The sequence below is a fragment of the Halorientalis sp. IM1011 genome, assembly GCF_001989615.1.
Classification (GTDB): domain Archaea; phylum Halobacteriota; class Halobacteria; order Halobacteriales; family Haloarculaceae; genus Halorientalis.
Window position 1 is genome coordinate 1,521,341 of sequence record NZ_CP019067.1, and the last position, 20,904, is coordinate 1,542,244.

21 protein-coding genes are annotated in these 20,904 nt (G+C 67.3%); 7 read left to right on the top strand and 14 right to left on the bottom strand.

The features are described 5' to 3' along the window. Positions 1–14 precede the first annotated feature (14 nt). Positions 15–656: a non-canonical purine NTP pyrophosphatase gene (locus BV210_RS07665; protein WP_077206058.1), complete on the bottom strand. Its 642-nt coding sequence runs from the start codon at positions 654–656 to the stop codon at positions 15–17. Positions 657–697: 41 nt separating this feature from the next. Continuing rightward, positions 698–973, bottom strand: coding sequence for a DUF5808 domain-containing protein (locus BV210_RS07670; RefSeq protein WP_077206059.1), 276 nt, complete (start codon positions 971–973; stop codon positions 698–700). A gap of 92 nt (positions 974–1,065) precedes the next feature. Between BV210_RS07670 and BV210_RS07675 the strand changes: the two genes are divergently transcribed. Beyond that, on the top strand, positions 1,066–1,512 hold the full coding sequence (locus BV210_RS07675) for a DUF6653 family protein (RefSeq protein ID WP_077206060.1): 447 nt from the start codon (positions 1,066–1,068) through the stop codon (positions 1,510–1,512). On the opposite strand, the gene BV210_RS07680 is transcribed toward BV210_RS07675, so the two are convergent. Next, complete coding sequence (locus BV210_RS07680; RefSeq protein WP_077206061.1) at positions 1,513–3,147, bottom strand: bifunctional N(6)-L-threonylcarbamoyladenine synthase/serine/threonine protein kinase; 1,635 nt, start codon at positions 3,145–3,147, stop codon at positions 1,513–1,515. A gap of 114 nt (positions 3,148–3,261) precedes the next feature. Between BV210_RS07680 and BV210_RS07685 the strand changes: the two genes are divergently transcribed. Then, on the top strand, positions 3,262–4,665 hold the full coding sequence (locus tag BV210_RS07685; protein WP_077206062.1) for a hypothetical protein: 1,404 nt from the start codon (positions 3,262–3,264) through the stop codon (positions 4,663–4,665). 8 nt (positions 4,666–4,673) lie between these two features. Here BV210_RS07685 and BV210_RS07690 read toward each other — a convergent pair whose 3' ends face one another. The 7 genes from BV210_RS07690 to BV210_RS07720 form a co-directional block, all read right to left on the bottom strand. After that, the gene (locus BV210_RS07690; RefSeq protein WP_077206063.1) at positions 4,674–4,808 is read right to left on the bottom strand and encodes a 30S ribosomal protein S27ae; all 135 of its coding nucleotides are present in this window, start codon (positions 4,806–4,808) and stop codon (positions 4,674–4,676) included. Further along, entirely contained in the window at positions 4,809–5,123 is a 315-nt protein-coding gene (locus tag BV210_RS07695; RefSeq protein WP_077206064.1) for a 30S ribosomal protein S24e, read from the bottom strand. A 72-nt stretch (positions 5,124–5,195) separates the two neighbouring features. Then, entirely contained in the window at positions 5,196–5,693 is a 498-nt protein-coding gene (locus BV210_RS07700; RefSeq protein ID WP_077208008.1) for a GTP-dependent dephospho-CoA kinase family protein, read from the bottom strand. 79 nt (positions 5,694–5,772) lie between these two features. Then, positions 5,773–5,970: a transcription elongation factor subunit Spt4 gene (spt4, locus tag BV210_RS07705; RefSeq protein WP_077206065.1), complete on the bottom strand. Its 198-nt coding sequence runs from the start codon at positions 5,968–5,970 to the stop codon at positions 5,773–5,775. A 2-nt stretch (positions 5,971–5,972) separates the two neighbouring features. Continuing rightward, positions 5,973–6,548: a DNA-directed RNA polymerase gene (locus BV210_RS07710; protein WP_077206066.1), complete on the bottom strand. Its 576-nt coding sequence runs from the start codon at positions 6,546–6,548 to the stop codon at positions 5,973–5,975. Position 6,549: 1 nt separating this feature from the next. After that, positions 6,550–6,927, bottom strand: coding sequence for a PIN domain-containing protein (locus BV210_RS07715; RefSeq protein WP_077206067.1), 378 nt, complete (start codon positions 6,925–6,927; stop codon positions 6,550–6,552). Next, positions 6,924–8,153, bottom strand: coding sequence for a translation initiation factor IF-2 subunit gamma (locus BV210_RS07720; protein WP_077206068.1), 1,230 nt, complete (start codon positions 8,151–8,153; stop codon positions 6,924–6,926). Before BV210_RS07720 ends, BV210_RS07715 begins: the two co-directional genes overlap by 4 nt. Before the next feature lie 139 nt (positions 8,154–8,292). Between BV210_RS07720 and BV210_RS07725 the strand changes: the two genes are divergently transcribed. Next, the gene (locus BV210_RS07725; protein WP_077206069.1) at positions 8,293–8,976 is read left to right on the top strand and encodes a haloacid dehalogenase type II; all 684 of its coding nucleotides are present in this window, start codon (positions 8,293–8,295) and stop codon (positions 8,974–8,976) included. 48 nt (positions 8,977–9,024) lie between these two features. Then, positions 9,025–9,993, top strand: a complete 969-nt coding sequence (locus BV210_RS07730; protein ID WP_077206070.1) for a DUF5787 family protein — start codon at positions 9,025–9,027, stop codon at positions 9,991–9,993. Here the strand turns inward: BV210_RS07730 and BV210_RS07735 are convergent, their stop codons facing one another. After that, positions 9,994–10,818 carry an MBL fold metallo-hydrolase gene (locus tag BV210_RS07735; protein WP_077206071.1) on the bottom strand — a complete coding sequence of 275 codons (825 nt, stop codon included), beginning with the start codon at positions 10,816–10,818 and terminating at the stop codon, positions 9,994–9,996. It abuts the gene before it with no gap. Between the two features lie 114 nt (positions 10,819–10,932). Between BV210_RS07735 and BV210_RS07740 the strand changes: the two genes are divergently transcribed. Beyond that, entirely contained in the window at positions 10,933–13,155 is a 2,223-nt protein-coding gene (locus BV210_RS07740; RefSeq protein WP_077206072.1) for a fibronectin type III domain-containing protein, read from the top strand. A 66-nt stretch (positions 13,156–13,221) separates the two neighbouring features. On the opposite strand, the gene BV210_RS07745 is transcribed toward BV210_RS07740, so the two are convergent. Continuing rightward, complete coding sequence (locus BV210_RS07745; protein WP_077206073.1) at positions 13,222–14,583, bottom strand: ATP-binding protein; 1,362 nt, start codon at positions 14,581–14,583, stop codon at positions 13,222–13,224. Between the two features lie 269 nt (positions 14,584–14,852). On the opposite strand from BV210_RS07745, the gene BV210_RS07750 reads away from it, so the two are divergent. After that, positions 14,853–16,007 (top strand): thiolase family protein, encoded by a 1,155-nt coding sequence (locus BV210_RS07750; protein ID WP_077206074.1) that lies wholly within the window; start codon positions 14,853–14,855, stop codon positions 16,005–16,007. Between the two features lie 59 nt (positions 16,008–16,066). Here BV210_RS07750 and BV210_RS07755 read toward each other — a convergent pair whose 3' ends face one another. Further along, the gene (locus BV210_RS07755; RefSeq protein ID WP_077206075.1) at positions 16,067–18,049 is read right to left on the bottom strand and encodes a long-chain fatty acid--CoA ligase; all 1,983 of its coding nucleotides are present in this window, start codon (positions 18,047–18,049) and stop codon (positions 16,067–16,069) included. Between the two features lie 183 nt (positions 18,050–18,232). Further along, positions 18,233–20,206 carry an aconitate hydratase gene (locus BV210_RS07760; protein ID WP_077206076.1) on the bottom strand — a complete coding sequence of 658 codons (1,974 nt, stop codon included), beginning with the start codon at positions 20,204–20,206 and terminating at the stop codon, positions 18,233–18,235. A gap of 207 nt (positions 20,207–20,413) precedes the next feature. Between BV210_RS07760 and BV210_RS07765 the strand changes: the two genes are divergently transcribed. After that, a complete protein-coding gene (locus tag BV210_RS07765) occupies positions 20,414–20,878 on the top strand; it encodes a deoxyuridine 5'-triphosphate nucleotidohydrolase (protein WP_077206077.1) in 465 nt (154 codons plus the stop codon). Positions 20,879–20,904 lie beyond the last annotated feature (26 nt).

Consider the following 20,904-nt stretch of genomic DNA (forward strand, 5'->3'; position numbering starts at 1 on the left):
GCCGGTTCGCGTCGCTATCGCCCCTGATACCACTCGGAAAATTTCGCCAGCGCCCGCCCGCGGTGGGAGACCGCGTTCTTCTCCTCCGGCGTCATCTCCGCGAAGGTCGTCCCGTCGTGCTCGAAGATCGGATCGTAGCCGAATCCGCCGTCGCCCCGCGGCGCGACGATCTCGCCCGGGACGTACCCCTCGAAGATTTTCACCGGCAGGTCACCCTCGGCGATCTGGTCGTCGGTCGTCGCCGTCGCGCGCTCGTCGTCGGCCTGGTCCTGGCCGCGCCGTTCCCGCGAAACCGGCTCCGGCGACGCGTCGAAGGGCTCGCCGTCGCAGTAGGCCAGCACCGTCCGGAACGACGCCGACCGGTCGTCCTCCTCGCGGGTCAGCCGCCAGACGCGCTCGACGCCGACCGTGTCCTCGACGTAGGAGGAGTAGGGACCCGGAAACCCGTCGAAGGCGTCGACGAACAGGCCGGCGTCGTCGACCAGCACGGGTTCGCCCGCGTGGCGGTAGGCCTCGCGTGCGCCGTGTGCCGCCACGGTCGCCAGATCGTCGGCCTGAATCTCCGTGTAGTCGAAATCGAGTTGTTCGACCGTCTCCCCGAGATACTCGCGGGCTTCCCGCACCTTCCCCTGATTGGTCGTCACGAACCGGAGCATGCCCGCCGATCCGGGCCGCCGGAAAAAAGGCGCGTCGGTCCTCAGTCGACGATGACTTCGACCGGTTCGTCCTCGTCGCCGGCGTCGCTTTCCTCGTCGCTCGACGACTGGCTCTGGTAGAAGAGGACACCGGCGACGGCCAGCACGACCCACGATCGCCAGTTGGCGAGGTTCAGCGTGTAGCCGATGCCGAAGGGCTTCTCGACGAGCATCCCCTCGTCGGGTCGCCAGTACGACGAGAGCAGGCGCTTGATGCTCGGCCGTTCGAAGTTGTACGGTACCCCGAAGATCTCACCGGACTCCGGCTTGTCAGCCATACACCGTGTTTCGTCTGGACGCGTTAAGACGTTTGTCCTGACGGATCGGTCCGGGACGTGGCTTTATCTCCCTTCGAGGTAGTCGTTGGCATATGTCACAACCGTCACGGCTCGCCACACTACGCGAGGCCGTCTGGGAACGCCACGCCAACCCGGCGAGTGGCTGGTCGCGCGTGCTCAGTCTCCCCCTGCTCATGCTGGCGATCTACCGCCGGGACGAGCGCCTGCTGGTCGGCACAGTCCTGTTCGTCGCCGTCAACCCCGTCCTGTTCCCGCCCCCCGAGGACGACGACGCGTGGATGTCCCGCGTCGTCTACGGCGAGCGCCTGTGGCTCGAACACGGGAACCGCCGGCACCCGATCCAGTTGCTGAACGTTGCCAACGCAGCCTGTACGATCTACGCCGTCCGCGCTGCCGTCCACCGCCAGCCCCTCAGGACCGCCCTCGCGACCGGCGGCGCGATGGCGCTGAAATTCCTGTTCGTCGCCTTCGTGGCCGACTACTACGACCGCCACGCCGCCGACGTGACCCCCGAGTAACTACTGATACCGTCCGCGCCCCTCGATCTCCCGCAGGTGGTCGAGGACGCGCTCGTCGCCCACCGCTCGATAGGCCGCCTCGGCGGCCGCGAGCAGGTCCTCGGCGTCGTCGGTCGTCCCCGCCAGCGACTGCGCCAGCACGTGCAGATCCATCGCGTAGTCCTCGCGGTCGTCGGTGTAATAGCCCAGTCCGAAGTCGATGAGGTAGGTCCGATCACCGTCGCCTTCGAAGGAAACACGGACGTTCCGCGTCGTCGGATCGCCGTGGACGAACCCGGCATCGTGGATCGTCGCCAGGTGTCGGCCCACGTCCCGGACGTTCGGTTCGGTCAGGTACTCGCGCAGGTCCGCGTCGCCGACGCGCTCGAAGACGATCCGGGTCTCCCACGGGTCCACGTCCAGCACGACCGGCGTCGGGACGCCGTGGCGGCGCGCATCGGCAGTCAGTCGGGCCTCCTCCCGGGTGCGCTCGACCCGCAACCGCTCGTCCAGTTCCGGATGGCGATAGCTTCGGGGCTTCCGGTGTTTGACCACCCGATCGCCGTCGATCTCGACGGTCGCCTCCGCGCCCTGCAGTTCGTCAGCGTCGTCGGTCCGGTAGTGTGGCGACTCGTCTTCCCGCCATGACACCGCGACCTGATCCGGCCGGAAGTCCGCGTCGATGCCCGACTCGGCGACCTCGATGGTGTCGCCCGCGGCGTACATCTTCGCGCCCAGCACCGCGATCATGCCGGCGTTGTCCCGCAGGAAGCGCGGCTCGGGGGCGAAGAAGTCCGCGCCGCGTTGCTCGCACATCTCGCCCAGCATCTCCCGCAGGCGAGCGTTCTGTCCGACCCCGCCACCGAGGACGAGTTCGTCGCTGCCGGTCAGCGAGAGGGCGCGCTCGCTGACTTCCGTCAGCATGGCGAAGACGCTCTCCTGCAGGCCGTGACAGACGTTCTCGACGGGGACCCCATCGTCCACAGCCTGCTTGGCGGCGCTCATCACGCCCGAGAAGGAGAAGTCCATCCCCTTGACGACGTAGGGGAGTTCGTGATACTGGCCCTCTTTCGCGGCTTCTTCGACCTTCGGGCCGCCGGGGTGGGACCAGTCGAGGTGGCGGGTGAACTTGTCGATGGCGTTGCCGACGCCGGTGTCCATCGTCTCGCCCAGCACGCGGTAGCGGCCGTTCCGGTAGGCCAGGACATGCGCGTTCGCGCCGCTGGCGTTCAGACAGACCGGCGAGTCGAACCCGGAGCGATGGCGACCGATCTCCAGGTGCGCGACCATGTGGTTGACGCCCACGAGGGGCACGTCCAGTCGCTGGGCGACCGCGCGGGCCGCCGTCGCGACGATTCGCAGGCAGGGACCCAGTCCCGGCCCGCGGGAGAAAGCCACGCAGTCGACGGGTGGGTCGTCGGCGTCGCTGTCGGGAGCCTCGGCCGCCAGGTCGCGGGCGTGGTCGAGTGCACGCTCGACGACCTCGGGAATATTGTCGCCCATGTGCTCGGCGGCCTCGCGCGGGTGGATACCGCCGCTGTCGGGCTGGTAGGCGTCGGTCTCGATCTCCACGGCATCGGTCGCACTGTCGTAGACGGCCGCGCTGGCGGCCCAGGCGGTCCCCTCGATGCCCAGCACGCGCGTGTCCGGCGTCACTCTTATCGACTGGGTGGTTACGGGCGGGCAAATGGGTTGCCATCCGCTGCCTCCAGCGATCCATCGCCGCCCGAAGGTTCAAATACCAGAACGGGAGCACTCCGTCACGAGACAATGCGACGAGCGATCGGACGGCGACAGGTACTCGCGACACTCGGCGGCACCGCCGTCGGTGGAACGGTGCTCGCGACGGCCGGCTCGGTGCCTGCGGCCGCACAGGACGGCACAGACGACGAGGGGCTGGATAAACCGCTGGCCTGGGCCAACGGCTACGGCGGTTCACGGTACACCGTGATATCGTCGGTCGTTCCGGCCCAGGGTGGGGGATATCTCGTCGGCGGCCGGCAGGTGTCCGATAGCGACGAGACGAGCGCGTGGCTCGGACGGGCCGACGCCGACGGGCAACTCCAGTGGGACCGCCGATACGAGGGCGGCGTCCGCGGGAGCGTCGAGACGGTCGTCACCAACGGTGACGGAACCTACCTCGTGGCGGGCGGGCGAGCCGAGGGCGAGACCACCGGCGGCTGGGTGGCGACGGTATCGAGCAGTGGCGACATCCAGTGGGAACGCCGCTACGACGACGCGGCGAAAATCCTCTCGGCCGCCCGGACCGGGGACGGTTATCTCCTCCTCGGGAGGCGATCGCCCGGTATCTGGACGGCCGCCGTCGACGGGGATGGGTCGGTCGACAGCGACCGGACCAGCAACGACAGCCTCGCGTTCACGATTCGGCCGGCTGGCGACGGAACGTTCCTGCTCTGTGGCGTGCAGTACACCGCCGAGGGCGCCCCCACCCCCTGGGTCGCGTCACTGGCCGGGACCAACCGGATGCGCTGGGACCAGACCTACGAGACGAACGCCGTCCCGAACCAGGTGGTTCCCGCCGACGACGGCGCGTACCTCGTCGGCTACTCGACCGACGGTGAGACCGAGGCCACCGACGGCTGGATGGCCAAGATCGGGTCACCCGGGGAGCTGGGCTGGGAACGCCGCTACGACCGGAACCAGCGAGACATCCTGTTCTCGCTCGCAGCGACCGAGGACGGGGCGTTGCTCGGTGGGTGGTCCGGTACCGGTTCGACCGGTGATGCGTGGCTCGTGTCCGTCGACGCGGCCGGCGAGAAGCGTTGGGATCAGATCTACGACACCGACGGCTGGAGCCGGTTCAACGATCTGCTGGGAACCGACGATGGAGTCATCGTCGCTGGCAGTAGCGGTGGAGCCGCGCTGCTTGGCCTGTACGACCCGTCGGCCGAATCGGGGCCCCAATCGACGCCGGTGACGGCCACTCCGACCGAGACGTCCACGTCGACTGCCGACGGCACGGAGCGGACGGCCCGGACGATGGGTGCCAGTGGCGAGACGGCCCAGGAGGACCGGACGACGACGGCGGAGCAGGCCGAGGAACCCGGAACCACCACGACCGGTTCGGGACCGGGACTGGGCGTCGCGAGCGCACTCGCGGGTGTCGGTAGTGCCGCCGCTCTGTTCCGGCGGAATCGGCAGGACGAAAACTGAACGGAGCCCTACTGCCACTCGGTGTAGCTACAGCGGCCGCAGTGGAGACGGTCGCCGTGGTCCGCGAGGAAGGCGTCGCCACAGCGCGGGCACGTTTCCTTGTCGGTCGTGCCGTCGTCGTTGTAGAGTTCGTGGCGGGGCATCTATGCCTCCTCGGCCTCCTCTTCGGCCTCCTCGTCGGCCGTGATCTTGTTGCGTTCGAGCATGTGGTCCTGCTCGACGTCGGCGGCGAACTCGGGGCTGTCGTACACCTTGGCGTAGCCCACGGTCGTGCGCATGCCGTATTTCGTGTCGAGTTCGTGGACGACGACCTCCTCGGCGTCCTTGTTGAGTTTGGCGGCGAGGCTGTCACGAACCGAGAGCCGCGAGGGGGTCGCGTCCTCGTGGACCATCTCGAACCGGACGTCGGTCCGGTGTAACATCGGATTCTCCGTCTCCTCGATGATGTCGATATCCATGGTTCTTGGTGGTACTCCCCGCGAAACGAGTAAAAGGATTTCGAAGCCCGTACCGCCGTCGCCCCGCCCCGGTCAGCCCGCGAGCAGGTCCCGGAGCCGCTCGGTATCCCCGTCCATCCGGTCGAACAGGTCCGAAACCGTCGATTTGATCGCGTCGTCACACTCGACGAGGACCATCCCCTCGTCGGGCTGGCCGTAGACGACGCTCGCGCCCGTCGGCACGGCGGCGATGGCCGGCAACGTCGCCAGGTCCTCCTCGCCGTCGACGACGATTACGGTCGACTCGCCGTCGGCCGCAGCGTCGACGGCCGACACGGTCGCCGACAGCAGGGCCGCGCTCAGCCCCGCCGCGGCGTTGACGACCTCGACTTCACGGTCGAAGACGCCCGCGTCGATCGCTTCCCGGACGTGGTCCTCGATTTCCGAGCGCTTGGTCTGGCCGTCGATCAGCGCCACGTCCGGCCGGCGGTCGGCCTCGATGAGGTGGTAGGTGACGATGTCTCCGACCGCGACGATCGGGGGGTCGGCCGCCGACAGCAGGGCGTCGGCCTCGGTGTAGACCTCGCCCATCGGCTCTTTGAGTTCGCCCCGCAGTGCCTCCTGCAGGCTGACGACGACCTCGGTGTCGGTGTCTGTGTCGTCGGTCACGTCAACGTACCTTCAGCGCGTACTTGCCGGGCTCGTCGACCTGCATCTCCTCGGCCACCTCGCTCTCCTCGGGGTGGGCGATGATCACGTAGCCGGCCCAGTCCTCGGTCAGCGAGCTGGAGCCACAGGAGACACAGGCCTCCTCCTCGCCGGACTGCTGGACGCGGTGACACTCACGGCAGACGAGTCTGTCAGCCATGACTACTCACCCGTGGCCGCCTCGCTTTTGCGTTCCTGACGCTCGGCTTCGAGCCAGCCGTGTTTCCCGAGGCCGACCTGCTTCGCGGTGAGGCCGATCTTCGAGTCACGCGGGTTGCGCTCGTCGATGCTCTTGGTGACGATCCGGGCCCGCACCGCGTCCCCGACCGTCAGCGTGTCGTTGGAGTCCCGGGAGGCCAGTTGCTGGTTCTCCTCGTCGTATGCCAGATACTCGTCGGAGATCTGGGAGACGTGGAGCAGGCCGTCGACCGGCCCGATACCGACGAACGCGCCGAAGTTGACGACCTCGACGATCTCCCCGTCGACGACCTCCTGCATCTGCGGGTCGAAGGTCAAGGCGTCGAACTCCGCCTCGTAGTAGACGCCCGGCTCGTTCGGGATGACCGCTCCCTCGCCGATGTCGTGGACCTCGACGACGGAGACGACGCTGCCCACGTCCTCGTCCATCCGGCCTTCGAGTTTGTCCTGCAGCAGTCGCTTGATCCGTCCCGGAGTCACGTCTGCGAGGTGTTCCGGGGGCACCTCTACCGTGTCGCGAAGTCGAACCCGTTTGTACATGTTATGGTTGAGTGATGGCGAGTTTGTTCTGGCCCCTTAAACCAATTACTGGAACGCCACGGTCCAGCACGCGGTCCCGCAGGGGCCGGTCGTTCGTGACGACACAGTCGCACTCGCCCTCGGCGGCGAGTTCGACGATGGCGTCGTCTGCGTACGATTCCTCGTGGTCGAGGACGCGAGCGCGGTCGGCCAGATCCCGGCCGACGCTTGCGGCCGTCCCTTCCTCGCCGTTGCCTTCGGCCAGCGAGTCCAGTTCGGTGACCACGGCCGCCGGCACGGCGAGGTCGTGGTCGTCCACGACACGGTCGAGTTCCTCGAACAGCCGCACGTCGCATTCGACCGGCATCATCAGCGCGCTCGTGTCCAGACACACCGTCATTCCCGGAGCGTCCCGACGCCGATCAGCCGCCACCGCGCGCCGACCCGGCGGTTGATGGCGATCTTCGAGCCCGGTTCGGCACACACCGGCCGTTTCAGCGCGACCTCACACTCGCCGCCGCGAGCGCTCGTGACCGAACCGACCGTGGTCGCCGTCCCGACGGTGAGCATCAGCGGTTCGCCCGTGGAGATCTCCTCGACCTCGTCCGTCTCGCCGACGATCCGTTCCAGGAGATCCACGTCCATCTCGAACTGCTCGAAGGTCGGCGGGAGCGTCCCCGGCGGGCCAGCGACCTGCCCCGCCAGCGCGTCGCCTTTCGTCAGCGACGGGTCCAGCCCGGTCCCGACGCCGAGCAGGCCACCGGGCGTGGCTTCCTCGACGTCCTCGCCGCCGGCCTGGAGCGATCTGATCGTGGTCTCGACGGGCCGCCACTCGGTCTGGCCGCCCTCCTCGACCTCGCGGCCGGGCCGGAGTTCGATGTCCTCGTCGGCGTGGAGTTGGCCCTCGACGAGACTGCCACCGAGGACGCCGCCCATCAGCGAGTCCCAGGTCGTGCCCGGACGATTGATGTCGAAACTGCGCGCGACGAGCATCTGAGCGTCCTGTTCGGGGTCACGGTCAGGCGTGGGGATCTCCTCCTCGATGGCCTGGATCAACACGTCCATGTTGACGCCCTGCTGGGCGGAGACGGGGACGATCGGTGCGCCCTCGGCCACCGTTCCCGAGACGAACTCCTGGATCTGTTCGTAGTTCTCGGCGGCCTGCTGGCGGTCGACGAGGTCGACCTTGTTCTGGGCGATGACGATGTTGTCGATGCCGATGATGTCCAGCGCCATCAGGTGTTCTTCGGTCTGGGCCTGCGGGACGGGCTCGGAAGCGCTCACGACGAGCACCGCGCCGTCCATGATCGACGCCCCCGAGAGCATCGTCGCCATCAGCGTCTCGTGACCGGGGGCGTCGACGAAGGATACGGTCCGCAGGGGCTCGCTCGGCGAGCCGTCCGGACACTCCTCGTCGACGGTGTACTTCTCGGGTTCGTCTGCGTCGGGGCACTGCCGGAACGTCGCGTCGGCGTACCCGAGGCGGATGGAGATGCCGCGTTTCATCTCCTCTGAGTGCTGGTCGGTCCACTCCCCACTCAGCGCCTGGACCAGCGTCGTCTTCCCGTGATCGACGTGGCCGACGAGCCCGATGTTCACCTCCGGTTGTCGGTGTTCGTCTGTCATTTCGAGAGTAATCTTACCGTCCCTTCGCCGCCTGCACCTGATAAAGTTGCTGTTCTCGCCCGCCGACGGCGATATCGGCCCGATCTTCCGGCTCCAGACCAGCCCAGCGGTTTTCCCGTTCGCTACCTTTCTAGGGCCTATGGCCTTCGATCCCGACAGTGTCAGCACCGTCACGTTCGACTCCTACAGCACCGTCGTCGACGTCGAGGCCGCCGAAGTCGCGCTGGCCGAGGTCGTTCCCGACCCGGAACCCGTCTCGAACCTCTGGCGCGCGCACTCGCTGATGTACACGATGGTCGCCAACCACGTCGACGCCTACCAGCCCTTCTACGAGATGAACCGCGACGCGCTCACCCACGCGCTGGACGTCTTCGGCGTCGACTACACCCCCGCCGAGCGCGACGAGATCCTCGCCGTCTACCACGAACTCGACGTGTTCGACGACGTGCGCGACGGGATGGAACGCCTCTCCGAGGCCGGCTACGACTGCTATATCGTCTCGAACGGCAACCCCGAGATGCTCGACTCCATGGTCGCTCACGCCGGCATCGGCGATCTGCTCGCGGACACGATCAGCGCCGACGAGGTCGAGACGTTCAAACCCGATGCGGCGATCTACCGCCACGCCGCCGCCCGGACCGGGACGCCCGTCGACGAGATCGCCCACGCCACCGCGGGCTGGTTCGACGTGCAGGGCGCGCGCCACGCCGGCATGCAGGGCGTCTGGGTCGACCGCAAGGACGACCCGTGGGTGACCTTCGACGGCGAGCCCGATCTCACAGTAACGGACTTCCACGACCTCGCGGACGAACTGGACGCCTGAGTCGACGCCGAGCGCGACCCTTTTGCTCGCCGCGCCCCTCTTCCCTCTGTGTCCGAGTTCGCGTTCGAAATCGCGCTGTGTGCCCACCTGGAGCGCGAGCGCGAGGCAATCCTCGCCCGCCAGCTCGGGACCTCCTGCCACGGCAACCGCGTCATGGACGTGGTGGTCGTCGAACCCGGGGCCGACTTCGCGGCGCGGGCGGCCATCACGCCCGAGCGGGTGCCGGCCCCGGCGATCGAGAGCGCGGTCGGTCCGGGCCGGGCGCGCTACTGGAAGGACGCCTTCGATATCCACCCCGACCGCGCCGAGTCTGTGGTCGAGCGCGCGGTCGAGTTGGGCTTCTTCGAGCGCGAGCGCCGCAACGGCCGCACCTACGTCCGCCAGACCGCCCGCTACCCCGAGCACTGGTTCGGTTCCCTCGTAGGCATCGAGAACAAGCCCGACCTCGGACGGCCGGGTGACCTCGAAACGCAACTCCGCAAGGACGTGAGTCTCGGCCTGCTGGATCGGGTCGTCCTCGCGACCGAGTCCCACGTCACCGGCGCGCACCTCAACCGCATCCCGGAGGCGGTCGGCGTCTGGCGGTTCCATCCGGAGACCGGCGAGCGCGAGGTGATCCGGGAGGCCGAGCCGCTCCCAGCCGAGGAGCCGGGGATCGACGTGCTGGAACGCCGCACTGCGCGGGCAGACGTGGCGGTCACCACCGCCGCCGAGAAGCGCCGTCAGCGCCGCCGCGTGGCCGAACGCGCCTACGGGAAGGGGTGGCGGACCTACGACTTCCCAGACTGCGCCGAGATCGAGGCCGCCGAGCGGTTCGACCGCGGCGGCCTGCCTTACTGCGCGTGGAAGGGCCGGATCGTCGACCCCGCGCGGGAGTGTGGCCCCGACTGCGGCGGGTACGATCACGCCGACGCGCCCGACGTGGATCAGGAGGGCGAACGCGCAGCCGGCCAGCCGTGGGACCCAGATCCGGCGGGGAAACAGCGCAGACAGTCCGGGCTGGATCGGTGGGGCTGATTACAGCTCGTATCGCTCGCCGTCGACCGCCAGGTCCTCGCCGAAGGCCTCCTCGGCGGGAATGAAATGCGAGAGGTGGACGATCCGGGTCTCGTCGGCGTCCAGTTCCTCGCCCAGCGCCCGCGCGCCCTCGATGGTCATGTGTTTGGTTCCGAACGTCCGGGGGACGCCCGCGTCGTCCTCGTGTTTCCCGCCGAGCGGGTGGTGTTCACAGAGATCCGCGGGGACGATGCCGTCGGCCAGCAGCAGGTCGGGGTCGTCGAGGACTCGGCGGGACTCCTCGGGGATCCCGAAACTGGTGTCGCCCGATAACGAGAGTTTCGCGCCCGTCTCGGGGTCTTCGATGGCGAGGCCGTAGCAGACCAGTGGGGGGTGATCGACCGGAACCAGCGTCACCTCGAACCCGCAGGTCTCGAAGGGCTCGAACGGCGACTCCGCCGAGACCGTTACGGCGTCGAGGTAATCGTAGTCGCTCCGAACTGTGCCGGCGACGCTCTCGCCGGTCTCGGGGTCGGTCTCGTCGGCGGCGTAGACCGGCAGATCGGAGAACAGACGGTAGGCGTTGCCCAGTCCGTCGAGGTGGTCGAAGTGGATGTGGCTGATCACCGCGGCGTCGGGCAGGTCCACGTCGCGTTCGAGGAACTGGTGGCGAAAGTCCGGGCTGGCGTCGACGAGCAGCGCCTCGCCGGTGCGCTCGTTGCGGACGTGGATCGAGTACCGGGTCCGCTCGACGCCGCGCTCGCGGGCCCGCTCACAGGTGTCACAGGAACAGCCGGGCGTCGGCGTGCCCGTCGTGTCGCCGGTGCCGAGCAGGGTGACCTCCATTCGCCCGTCGCAAGGAACTCCGGCGGCCTAAACCTCGCGGATCCGACGGCCAGCGCCGATCGTTCCACGCAGAAAGAGACAGATATTTAATACGACCTCGTGTCGGTGTGGCTGATGGTTACCGAACGGAACGAGCGGTGGCGGTCCGCGAGTCGGATCGTCGCCGTCGTCGTGATCCTGGCGACGGTCGGCGCGCTCGCGACCGGCGTCGCCGCTGGGAGTACAGTGGAGAGTACGAACGCGTCGGACGGGCCCACAGTCCAGACGGCCTGGGCGGACGCGCTCGGGGACACCCACTACCTCGTCGAGGCGAACCTGACGGGCCTCGGCGGTGCCGACGAGGCGTCGGTTCGAATCGAGTACCGCCCGGCCGGAACGACCCAGTGGTCGCGGACGGCGAACCGGACGGTCAACCGGACTGGCGCGGTACAGTTCGAGCTGCCCGGCCTCGCGAACGACACGACCTACCGGTACCGGGCCGTCGCGACCACGGTCGACGGGCGAGATACGGGCACGACCCGGAACTTCACGACCCAGGGGAACCCGCCGGTCGTCGAGACCCGGCCCGCGGCGAACGTCGGCGAGCACGAGGTCACCCTGCGCGGTGAACTGCTCGACCTCGGCGGGACCGACACCGCCAACGTCAGTTTCTACTGGTCGGCGCTCGACGGCCTCGACTACGGCTTCACCGAGGATCAGACGGTCTCGTCGCCGGGTAACTTCTCGGAGACCGTCTGGCTCGAACCGAACACCACCTACGAGTACACGGCCCAGGCCTCGGACGGAAACGGCGAGTGGGCGAGCGGTTCATATCGCACGGTCACCACCGACCCCGCGTTCGACCTCGACACGCGCCCGGCAACGAACGTGACGGCCACCTCGGCCACCCTCGGGGGCGTCGTCGCCGAGTTCGGCGACGCCGCGAACGCGAACGTCTCCTTCGAGTACCGGGAACCGGGGACCGGCCTAATCGGCTGGACCGACGTAGACGCGACGCTCGCCTCTGACGCGAGTTTCAGCGGGTCGGTCGACGGCCTCGAACCGGACACGACCTACGAGTTCCGCGCGGTCGGGCGGGCGAGCGACGGTGACGTGGACACTGCGGCCACGGTCTCGTTCACGACCGATAGCCGTCCCGCCGTGACGACGCTTTCGGCGAGCAACGTGACAGAGAGCGCCGCGACGCTCCGGGGCAACATCACCGATCTGGGCGGTGCCGAGAACGCGACCGTCCGGTTCACCGTCGACGGCCCGGACGGCGTCGAACTGACGCCCCAGCGCCACGTCACCGAACCCGGACAGTTCAGCGAGCGAGTCACCGGCCTCACCGCGAACCAGACCTACGAGTACTCGGCGTTCGTCGCGACCTCGGACGGCGACCAGGCCGAGGGACAGCGCCGCTCGTTCACGACCGAGGAGGCGCCACTCGCCGTGACCACGGGCGAGGCGACTGGCGTCAACGAGACGACCGCGACGCTGTCCGGCGCGGTCACCGACTTCGGCGGTGCCGACGGGGTGAAACCCGCCGTCGAGTATCGGCCGGAGGGGGCGACCGACTGGTCGACCGCCGGGGCCCGCCTCGCCTCCGACGGCTCGTTCGCGGCGTCAGTCGTCGGGCTTCGCGCGGACACGACCTACGAGTTCCGGGCCGTCGCGACCGCCAGCGACGAAGACCGAGCGACCGGTGAGGTCAGGACGTTCCATACCGAGGCCTTCCCCGCCGTCGAGACCGGGACCGCGACGGACGTGAACGCGTCTGCGGCCACGGTCTCGGCGACCGTGACCGACCTCGGCGGCGCGTCCGAGGGAATCGTCCGATTCCAGTACCGCCGGGCGGACGCGACCGACTGGACCGAAACCGACGGCCAGTCGGTCACCGAGACCGGGGCGGTCACGGCCACCCTGACCGGGCTCGATGCGGACACAGCCTACGAGTTCCGCGTGGTCCTCGACGCCGACGGTGACCGCGCTCTCGGCGACCGCGGGTCGTTCACGACCGACACCGCGAGCCGGCCCCCGGCGGTCGAACGCCTCTCGATCCGGGACACGAGCGGGCCCAACCCGCACGTCGACCTGGCCGTCGACTGGCGCGTCACCGACCCCGACAGCGATCTGGCGACGGTTCGGATCACGGTACGGGACGGGAGCGGACGGGTCGTCGCCGACACGCGGTCGGTGTCGGGGTCCTCGGCGGCCGGATCGCTCGGCGAGCGGATCAAACACGGGAGCGGCGCGGACTACTCCGTGACGGTGCGTGTCACCGACGCCGCCGGCAACACCGCAACGGAGACCGACACGCTCGCGACGGCCGGATCCAAGAAGAACAGGAAGCGCTGACCGCGGGTCGTCGGTGAGGGACTGCGACTGAGAGTCGTTTTTCGGCCCCGAATCCCGGAAAATCGGCTAGTCGTCGGCGTGGTCGTGATCGTGGCCGTGCCCGTCGGCGGCGGCCTCTTCCTCCTCGCCGTTGGAGATGTCGCCGCCGGCCACCAGGGCGTCGGCGTCGCCGTCGATCATGTCGAGATTCTTCAGGTTGTCCCGCTCCTCGAAGTCCGCGACGGCGTCTTCGAGGTCCTGCTGGGTCAGGGTGGTCCGTTCCTCGGTGAGGGCGCTCAACACCGCCTCGCGGAGGACGAGTCGGAGGTCGCTGCCGGTGAGGCCCTCGGTCATCTCAGCCAGCGTCTCGGGGTCGAAGTCGGCGATCTCCATCTCGCGGGTGACGACCCGGAGGATGTCCGAGCGCATGGTGCGGTCGGGCTTGGGGAAGTTGACGATCTCGTCGAAACGTCGCCAGGCCGCGGCGTCGAGCTGGTCGGGGTGGTTGGTCGCGCCGATGAGCAGGACGTCGTCGTCGATGAGGCTGATGTCGTCGATGCTCTTCAGGAGGGTGTTGACGGCGCGTTTGATCGCGGCGTGTTCGTCCGAGGAGCGGGTCTTGGCCACGAAGTCGAACTCGTCCATGAAGAAGATACACGGCGAGAGCCGACGGGCCACCTCGAAGGACTTCTCGACGTTCTTGGCCGTCTCCCCGAGGTACTGGCTGGTGATCATCGACAGCTTCACCTCGACGAAGGGGAGGTCGAGTTCGCGGGCCAGCGCCCGGGCCACGGAGGTCTTCCCGGTGCCCGGCGGGCCGACGAACAGGAGTTTGCCGATCTCGCGCAGGCCGATCTGGGCGAGGTAGTCGCGGTGTTCGATGGCCTTGACGAGCTTGTGGATCTCGCCTTCCTGGTCCTCGGTGAGCACCAGATCGTCCATCGTCATCTCGACCTCCTCTGGCGCGCGGATGTCGACGAGGTCGAGCATCTCCTCTTCTTCCTCGTCGTCGAAGTACTCGTCGAGCAGGCTGTCGATCCAGGCGCGGTCGGCGCGGGCTGGCCGGTTCAGTTCGCGGGCCTGCTCGTAGTCCACGTCGAACTCGTCGCTGTAGGTCGCGGCGAGCGTCGGGTTCTCGCGGATCCGGTCGTCGTCCGCGCGGTCGAGGAACCACTCCTCGGCCATCCCGTGGTCGGTGAACTCGATGTCGCCCGAGAAGTCGTCCTTATCCGTGAACATCAGGCCAGAGACGGCGTCCCACGGCCGCTCGACGCCGGTCGCGTCGGTTGCCGTCGTCGCAGTCACAGAGAGCGGGCGCTCGATGCGGCCGTCGGTCCAGAACACGCTTCTGTAAGCCGGCGGAAGATCGTCCGGCTCCAAATCGCGGTCGTCGTTGTACGCTGTCGCTGTCAACAGGAACTCGACGACGTCCAGCTCCGGATCACTCATTCCCACCCAGATTGGACCGCGACGGTCATAAGCCCCCCGGAATCCGCCCGCGAACCCGCTCTCGCCCCGTTCCACAGCCGCCACCGCCCGAAACTGTCCCCGCTACTGTGTCATCTGTTCATCGGCGTCCCCCCTCACATTTCAACTGTAAGCCACCTATGTGAGGTCGTTAACAACGGAACGGGAGACCCGTTTTCCCGTCGACAACTGGTAGTGCCGGTGCGTGCAGTTCGACGGGATTTAACACGAACGACCCTGATGGGCTACACATGGCTGACAATACACCAGTCGTCGTCAAAGCGTACCGTACACCGCAGGGGAAGGAGGACGGTGTCTTCTCGGAGGTCCGTAGCGAGGACCTCTCGATCCCGCTGATCAACAAGATGCTCGACGAGACGGGCCTCACGGGCGAGGACGTCGACGACCTCATCTGGGGCTGTGCCCAGCAGCGCGGCGAGCAGGGCAACAACATGGCTCGCGTCATCGCGCTCCTGTCGGATCTGGGCGAGAGCGTCCCCGCGACGACCGTCAACCGCTGGTGTGCCTCCTCGGCCCAGGCGATCATCTCCGCGGCCGACGCCATCCGCGCCGGCCAGCGCGACGTGCTCATCGCCGGCGGTGTCGAGAGCATGTCCCGCGTCGAGATGGGCGAGAACACCGCTAACGTCCATCCCGCACTCAACGACGACTACAACGTCATGAACCTCCAGATGGGGATGACCGCGGAGAAGGTCGCCGAGGAGTACGACATCTCCCGGCAGGAACAGGACGAGTACGCCGCTCGCTCCCAGCAGCGCGCCGTCGAGGCCACCGAGAGCGGCCGCTTCGACGACGAGATCGTCCCGATCGAGGGGACCGACGACGAGGGCAACGAGATCACCGTCGAGAAAGACGAGGGAATCCGCCCGGGCACGACCGCCGAGAAACTCGAAGGCCTCCCGACCGTCTTCAAGGCCGACGGGACCGTCACCCCCGGCAACTCCAGCCAGATCTCGGACGGCGCGTCCGCCACGATGATCACCAGCAAGGAGTTCGCCGAGGAGCAGGGCCTGGAGATCCTCGCCGAGATCGGCGGCAACAACGTCGCCGGCGTCGACCCCACCGTGATGGGCATCGGCCCGATCCCCGCCGTCCGGGGCCTCTGTGAGCGCACCGGCCGCGACCCCGAGGACTACGATCTGGTCGAACTCAACGAGGCCTTCGCCTCCCAGTGTTACTACTGCCAGCAGGAACTCGGCTTCGACGACGACATCTACAACGTCAACGGCGGCGCAATCGCCATCGGCCACCCGCTCGGTGCCTCCGGTGCCCGCCTGCCCGTCACGCTCATCCACGAGATGAACAAGCGCGACGCCGAACTCGGCCTCGCGACCGAGTGTGTCGGCTTCGGACAGGGCGCGGCGATCGAGTTCGAGCTGCCCTAGACGGTCTCAGATTCCAGCGTTCTCGTTTTTTACCCGACCGACTACGGAGAGAGGACGAACTAGTCCGCAGTCGCTTTCTCTCTGTCCCCGTAGATCCGCTCGACTTTCCCGGCGTGTTCGTCGAGGATATTCCGGCGTTTCTTCTTCAGCGAGGGGGTGAGCATGTCGTTTTCCGGCGTCCACTCCTCGGGAACGAGTTCGATCTCCTTGATGGTCTCGTGTTTCTCGAGGTTGCGGTTGACGAGGTTCACGTCCTCGACGACCCACTCGCGGACCCTGTCGTCCTCGCAGATGGCGTTTCGCCCGGTCGGGAGGTCGATGTTGCGATTCGACGCCCACCGCCGGATGGCGTCGAAGTTCGGGACGATCAGGGCGGAGACGAACTTCTCGTCGTCGCCCATGACCATGATCTGCTCGACCCGCGAAGAGGTCGAGAACTCGTCTTCGATGGGTTCCGGGGCGACGTTTTTCCCCGTGTCAAGCACCAGCAGGTTCTTCAGCCGGTCGTGGTAGATCAGGTAGTCGTCGTCGGTCCGCTCGACGATGTCGCCGGTCTTGAACCAGCCGTCGTTGGTGAACGCGTCATCGGTCTCCTCGGGCATCTCCCAGTAGCCCTCCGTGACGTTCGGCCCCTTCACGAGGAGTTCGCCGACGAACCCCTCGGCGTCAGCGAACTGCTCGTCGGACACTTTCGACGGGTCGATCCGGATGTCGACGCCGGGCAGCGGCGGGCCGAGCGTCCCCGTCCGGTGGTCCTCGGGCGGGTTCGCCGTCACGACCGGCGCGGCCTCGGTCAGGCCGTACCCCTCGAAGATGGGGATACCCATGCCGTCGAACAGCTCGGCCAGCCGATCACTCAGGCTCCCGCCACCGCTGACCATCAGGATCACGTTCCCGCCGAGTTCCTCCTTGACTTTGCTGTAGACCAGCCGCTCGGCGATCCCCCGCTTGGCCCGGAGACCGAATCCGGGGTCGTCGGCGCGGCTGTACTGGCGGGCCACGTCGATGGCCCACTCGAAGACGCGCTCCTTGAAATCCGAGCCGCTGGCCTGCTCGCGGGCCTGGGCGAAGATGCGCTCGTACACCCGCGGGACGCTCGCGCCGCCGTGGGGCTCGATCTTCGTGATGTCCTCGTCGACCGTGTCCGTGCTCTGGGCGTAGCCCACGGTCGCGCCAGCGGCGAACATCAGGAAGTGCCCGACCGTCCGCTCGAAGACGTGGGCCAGCGGGAGAATCGAGATGGCCCGCTTGTCCGAATCCAGCACCGGGAGGTCGTCGTCCTTGTCGGGTCGCGGCCCGACGCGCTTCCAGAGCTGGTTGACGTTCGACCGGACGTTGTGGTGGGTCAGCTTCACCCCCTTCGGCTTGCCCGTCGTCCCGGAGGTGTAGACGAGACTCGCCAGATCGTAGGGGTCCAGTTCGTCGAGCCACGCCTCGTAGGCCGCCTCGTCGTACTCGACGGTCCCCCGGTCGTAGACGTCTTTCAGCGTGTGGATCTGGTCGACGTGGTCGTACTTGTCGAGTTCGTCGATGACGACGACGAACTCCAGGCTGAGATCGTCCTGCACCCTGACGAGGCGGTCGAGCAGATACTCGTTCTCGACGACGACACCGGTCGCCTCGGGATCGTTGAGCAGGTACTTGATCTGTTTGGGCGAGGACTCCGTGTAGATCGTCGTGACCACACCCCCGGCGGACAGGAGCCCGAAGTCCGACAGCGCCCACTCCATGCGCGAGTCGGACATGATCCCGACGCGATCCCCCGACGAGACGCCCATCTCGCGGAACCCGGCGGCCAGCCGGCGGACGATCTCCCCCATCTTCTCGTAGGTGATCGACGCGTACTCCCCCGGTTCGGGCGCGTCGACGACTTCCGGCGTCAGCGACCGCGGATAGATTCCCCCCTTGTACAGCTGTGCCTCGCCGTCGCCGTGGCGTTCGACGCTCGCCTCGAACAGTTCGGGGAGCGTGTCCTCCCCGATCACTTCGTCGGTGTACTCCCGCTCGGCCTCCAGCCATCCCTGATCCCCAGCGCCCGTCATAACGTTAATTTCTGACTGGCTGAAATATAAATGTTCAGTTGCGACAGGTCTTGGGCACGCTCGATTCCCGAGTGGAACGCCGTGGCTATCGAGGTCTGCGACCGCGAAAAAACGTGTGTGATTCGTCGAGGGGCGCCGGTACGCCGCTCGGCCTATCGAGGTCTCCCGAAGGTCGACCTCGCTTTAGTCGTCCGCCGGCGTCGCACCACTACCGCTGTCGGCCTGCTTCTTCGTGTGCGAGAGCTTCCCGCCGTCGGCGAGGATCTCGCGTTCACGTTCGGAGGCGTCCAGCGTGGCGGTGAGTTCCCAGTCGTCGTTGACGCGGACGGTGAACTCTTCCTGGCCCGAGCGGACGGCCTCGGCGACGTCGTCGACGATCTCGATGTCGTCGCCCTGCTCGATGTTCGCGTAGTCGGCCTCGTCGATCTCCAGCGGCAGGAGACCGAAGTTGAAGAGGTTCGCCTTGTGGATGCGGGCGAAGCTCTGGGCGAGGACGCCCTCGATGCCGAGGTACATCGGACAGAGGGCCGCGTGTTCACGCGAGGAGCCCTGGCCGTAGTTCTCGCCGGCGACGAGGAAGCCGCCGTCGCTGTCGAGTGCGCGCTGGGCGAACGTGTCGTCGACACGCGAGAGCGTGAACTCGCTCAGCTTGGGGATGTTCGACCGGTACATCAGGATGTCCTGCGTGGCAGGGATGATGTGGTCGGTCGTGATGTTGTCCTCCATCTTCAGGAGGGCTTCCCCTTCGAGCTCGGCGTCGAGTTCGTCCTTCAGCGGGACGTCGCCGATGTTCGGCCCCTTGACGAGGTCGTCGTCGACGGGGTCGTCGGGCGTGATGATGTCGTTCTCGGCACCCTCGTACTGGTCGGGGAGCTCGAAGCCGGGCGCTTCCATGTCGCCGAGTTCGTCGGCGAGGTTGCGCGGATCGACGATCTCGCCCTTGATGGCCGCCGCGGTGGCGACTTCCGGCGAGCAGAGGTAGACGTTGTCGTCCTCGATGCCCGAGCGGCCCTCGAAGTTGCGGTTGAAGGTCCGCAGCGAGACGGAGTCACTACCGGGGACGTGGCCGATGCCGATACAGGCACCACACGTCGCCTCGGAGTAGTTGACGCCGGCCGCCATCATCTCGGCGGTCCAGCCCTCACGGGCGAGCATCTCGCTTGCCTTCTTGGAACCGGGGGCGACGATCATCTCGGTGTCCGGCTGGATCGAACGGCCTTCCAGCATCTTCGCGGCCGGGAGGATGTCCTCGTAGCCACCGTTCGTACAGGAACCGATCATGACCTGGTCGACGTCGACGCCCTCGACCTCGCTGACCGGGACGACGTTGTCCGGCATCGACGGCTCGGCGATGAGCGGTTCGAGATCCGAGAGGTCGATGGTGAGCTGGTCGTCGTACTCGGCGTCCTCGTCGGGCTGGAGCTCGACGTACTCGTCTTCGCGGCCCTGGCGCGCGAGGTAATCCTCGGTCTTCTCGTCGGTCGGGAAGATCGAGGAGGTCGCGCCCAGTTCCGTCCCCATGTTGGTGATGGTCGTCCGCTCGGGGACGCTGAGGCTCTCGACACCGGGTCCGGTGTACTCGAAGATCTTGTTGACCCCGCCCTTCACGCTGAGGCGGCGCAGCATCTCGAGGATGACGTCCTTGGCGGTCGCCCACTCGGGCAGTTCGCCTTCGAGTCGGACGTTGACGACCTCGGGCATGTCGATGTAGTACGCGCCGCCGCCCATCGCGACGGCCACGTCGAGCCCACCGGAACCGATGGCCAGCTGACCGAGGCCGCCGGGGGTCGGCGTGTGCGAGTCACTGCCCAGGAGCGTCTTGCCGGGCGCGGCGAAGTTCTCCTTGTGGACGTTGTGACAGATACCGTTGCCCGGACGCGAGAAGTACGCGCCGAACGTGCCTGCGGCCGAACGCAGGAAGCGGTGGTCGTCCGTGTTCTTGAAGTCGAACTGGTAGGTCTGGTGGTCACAGTACTGCGCGGCCAGTTCCGTCTGGACTTCGTCGAGGCCGAGCGCCTCGAACTGCAGCCACACCAGCGTGCCAGTCGTGTCCTGTGTCAGGACCTGATCGATCTCGATACCGATCTCCTCGCCTGTCTCCAGTTCGCCTTCGACGAGGTGATCGTCGAGAATTTTTTCCGTAAGCGTCTGTCCCATAACGTCTGTCCGTCGACTGTCCGTAGACATAAATCATGCGAGTTCCCGATTTCAGGTTTACCGCATCCCTAGTACCCCTTGGATGCCATCCAGTGCCACACACGATCACGTGTTTGCGGGGCTGTCCCCGATCACTTTCGTGAGCGGTGTAGCGGGCCGTCGTCGCGGACCGTCAGCGTTTTGCGCGCGCTCGCCGCCCACTCGCCCATGTTCAGAAGCGGCGCGTTCCTCGCCGATCACCTCGACGACTTGCGCGACTCCCAGATCCAGCCAAACGGCGTCGACCTCACGCTCGGAGCCGTCTTCGAGCAGGAGAGTCCGGGCCGGATCGAACGCGGCGGCAAGACCGTCGGCGACCGCCGGGAACTGGAGCCCGACGACGACGAGGTCTACCACCTCGAACCGGGCGGCTACATCGTCCGCTACGCCGAGCGGATCCGGATCCCCGAGGAACACGTCGGCTTCCTCTACCCCCGCTCCTCGCTGCTTCGCAACTCCTGTATGCTCGACACGGCGGTCTGGGACGCCGGCTACGAGGGCCGCGGCGAGGGCCTGCTGGAAGTCCACCACGAGATCGAACTCCAGCAGGGCGCTCGCATCGCCCAGTTGACGCTCGCAGCGGCCGATCACGAGGGGACCTACGACGGCTCCTACCAGCGTGAGAACCTCTGACTGGTACGGCCGATACCGTTGCACAA

Coding starts and splice junctions, on each gene's coding strand:
- BV210_RS07720 (WP_077206068.1), bottom strand. CDS start 8,153: ATGACAGACGAACACCGACAACCGGAGGTGAACATCGGGCTCGTCGGC.
- BV210_RS07700 (WP_077208008.1), bottom strand. CDS start 5,693: ATGGGCGAGGTCTACACCGAGGCCGACGCCCTGCTGTCGGCGGCCGAC.
- BV210_RS07695 (WP_077206064.1), bottom strand. CDS start 5,123: ATGGATATCGACATCATCGAGGAGACGGAGAATCCGATGTTACACCGG.
- BV210_RS07745 (WP_077206073.1), bottom strand. CDS start 14,583: ATGAGTGATCCGGAGCTGGACGTCGTCGAGTTCCTGTTGACAGCGACA.
- BV210_RS07765 (WP_077206077.1), top strand. CDS start 20,414: ATGTTCAGAAGCGGCGCGTTCCTCGCCGATCACCTCGACGACTTGCGC.
- spt4 (WP_077206065.1), bottom strand. CDS start 5,970: ATGGCTGACAGACTCGTCTGCCGTGAGTGTCACCGCGTCCAGCAGTCC.
- BV210_RS07670 (WP_077206059.1), bottom strand. CDS start 973: ATGGCTGACAAGCCGGAGTCCGGTGAGATCTTCGGGGTACCGTACAAC.
- BV210_RS07675 (WP_077206060.1), top strand. CDS start 1,066: ATGTCACAACCGTCACGGCTCGCCACACTACGCGAGGCCGTCTGGGAA.
- BV210_RS07685 (WP_077206062.1), top strand. CDS start 3,262: ATGCGACGAGCGATCGGACGGCGACAGGTACTCGCGACACTCGGCGGC.
- BV210_RS07715 (WP_077206067.1), bottom strand. CDS start 6,927: ATGACGGTGTGTCTGGACACGAGCGCGCTGATGATGCCGGTCGAATGC.
- BV210_RS07735 (WP_077206071.1), bottom strand. CDS start 10,818: ATGGAGGTCACCCTGCTCGGCACCGGCGACACGACGGGCACGCCGACG.
- BV210_RS07690 (WP_077206063.1), bottom strand. CDS start 4,808: ATGCCCCGCCACGAACTCTACAACGACGACGGCACGACCGACAAGGAA.
- BV210_RS07760 (WP_077206076.1), bottom strand. CDS start 20,206: ATGGGACAGACGCTTACGGAAAAAATTCTCGACGATCACCTCGTCGAA.
- BV210_RS07755 (WP_077206075.1), bottom strand. CDS start 18,049: ATGACGGGCGCTGGGGATCAGGGATGGCTGGAGGCCGAGCGGGAGTAC.
- BV210_RS07740 (WP_077206072.1), top strand. CDS start 10,933: ATGGTTACCGAACGGAACGAGCGGTGGCGGTCCGCGAGTCGGATCGTC.
- BV210_RS07750 (WP_077206074.1), top strand. CDS start 14,853: ATGGCTGACAATACACCAGTCGTCGTCAAAGCGTACCGTACACCGCAG.
- BV210_RS07665 (WP_077206058.1), bottom strand. CDS start 656: ATGCTCCGGTTCGTGACGACCAATCAGGGGAAGGTGCGGGAAGCCCGC.
- BV210_RS07710 (WP_077206066.1), bottom strand. CDS start 6,548: ATGTACAAACGGGTTCGACTTCGCGACACGGTAGAGGTGCCCCCGGAA.
- BV210_RS07725 (WP_077206069.1), top strand. CDS start 8,293: ATGGCCTTCGATCCCGACAGTGTCAGCACCGTCACGTTCGACTCCTAC.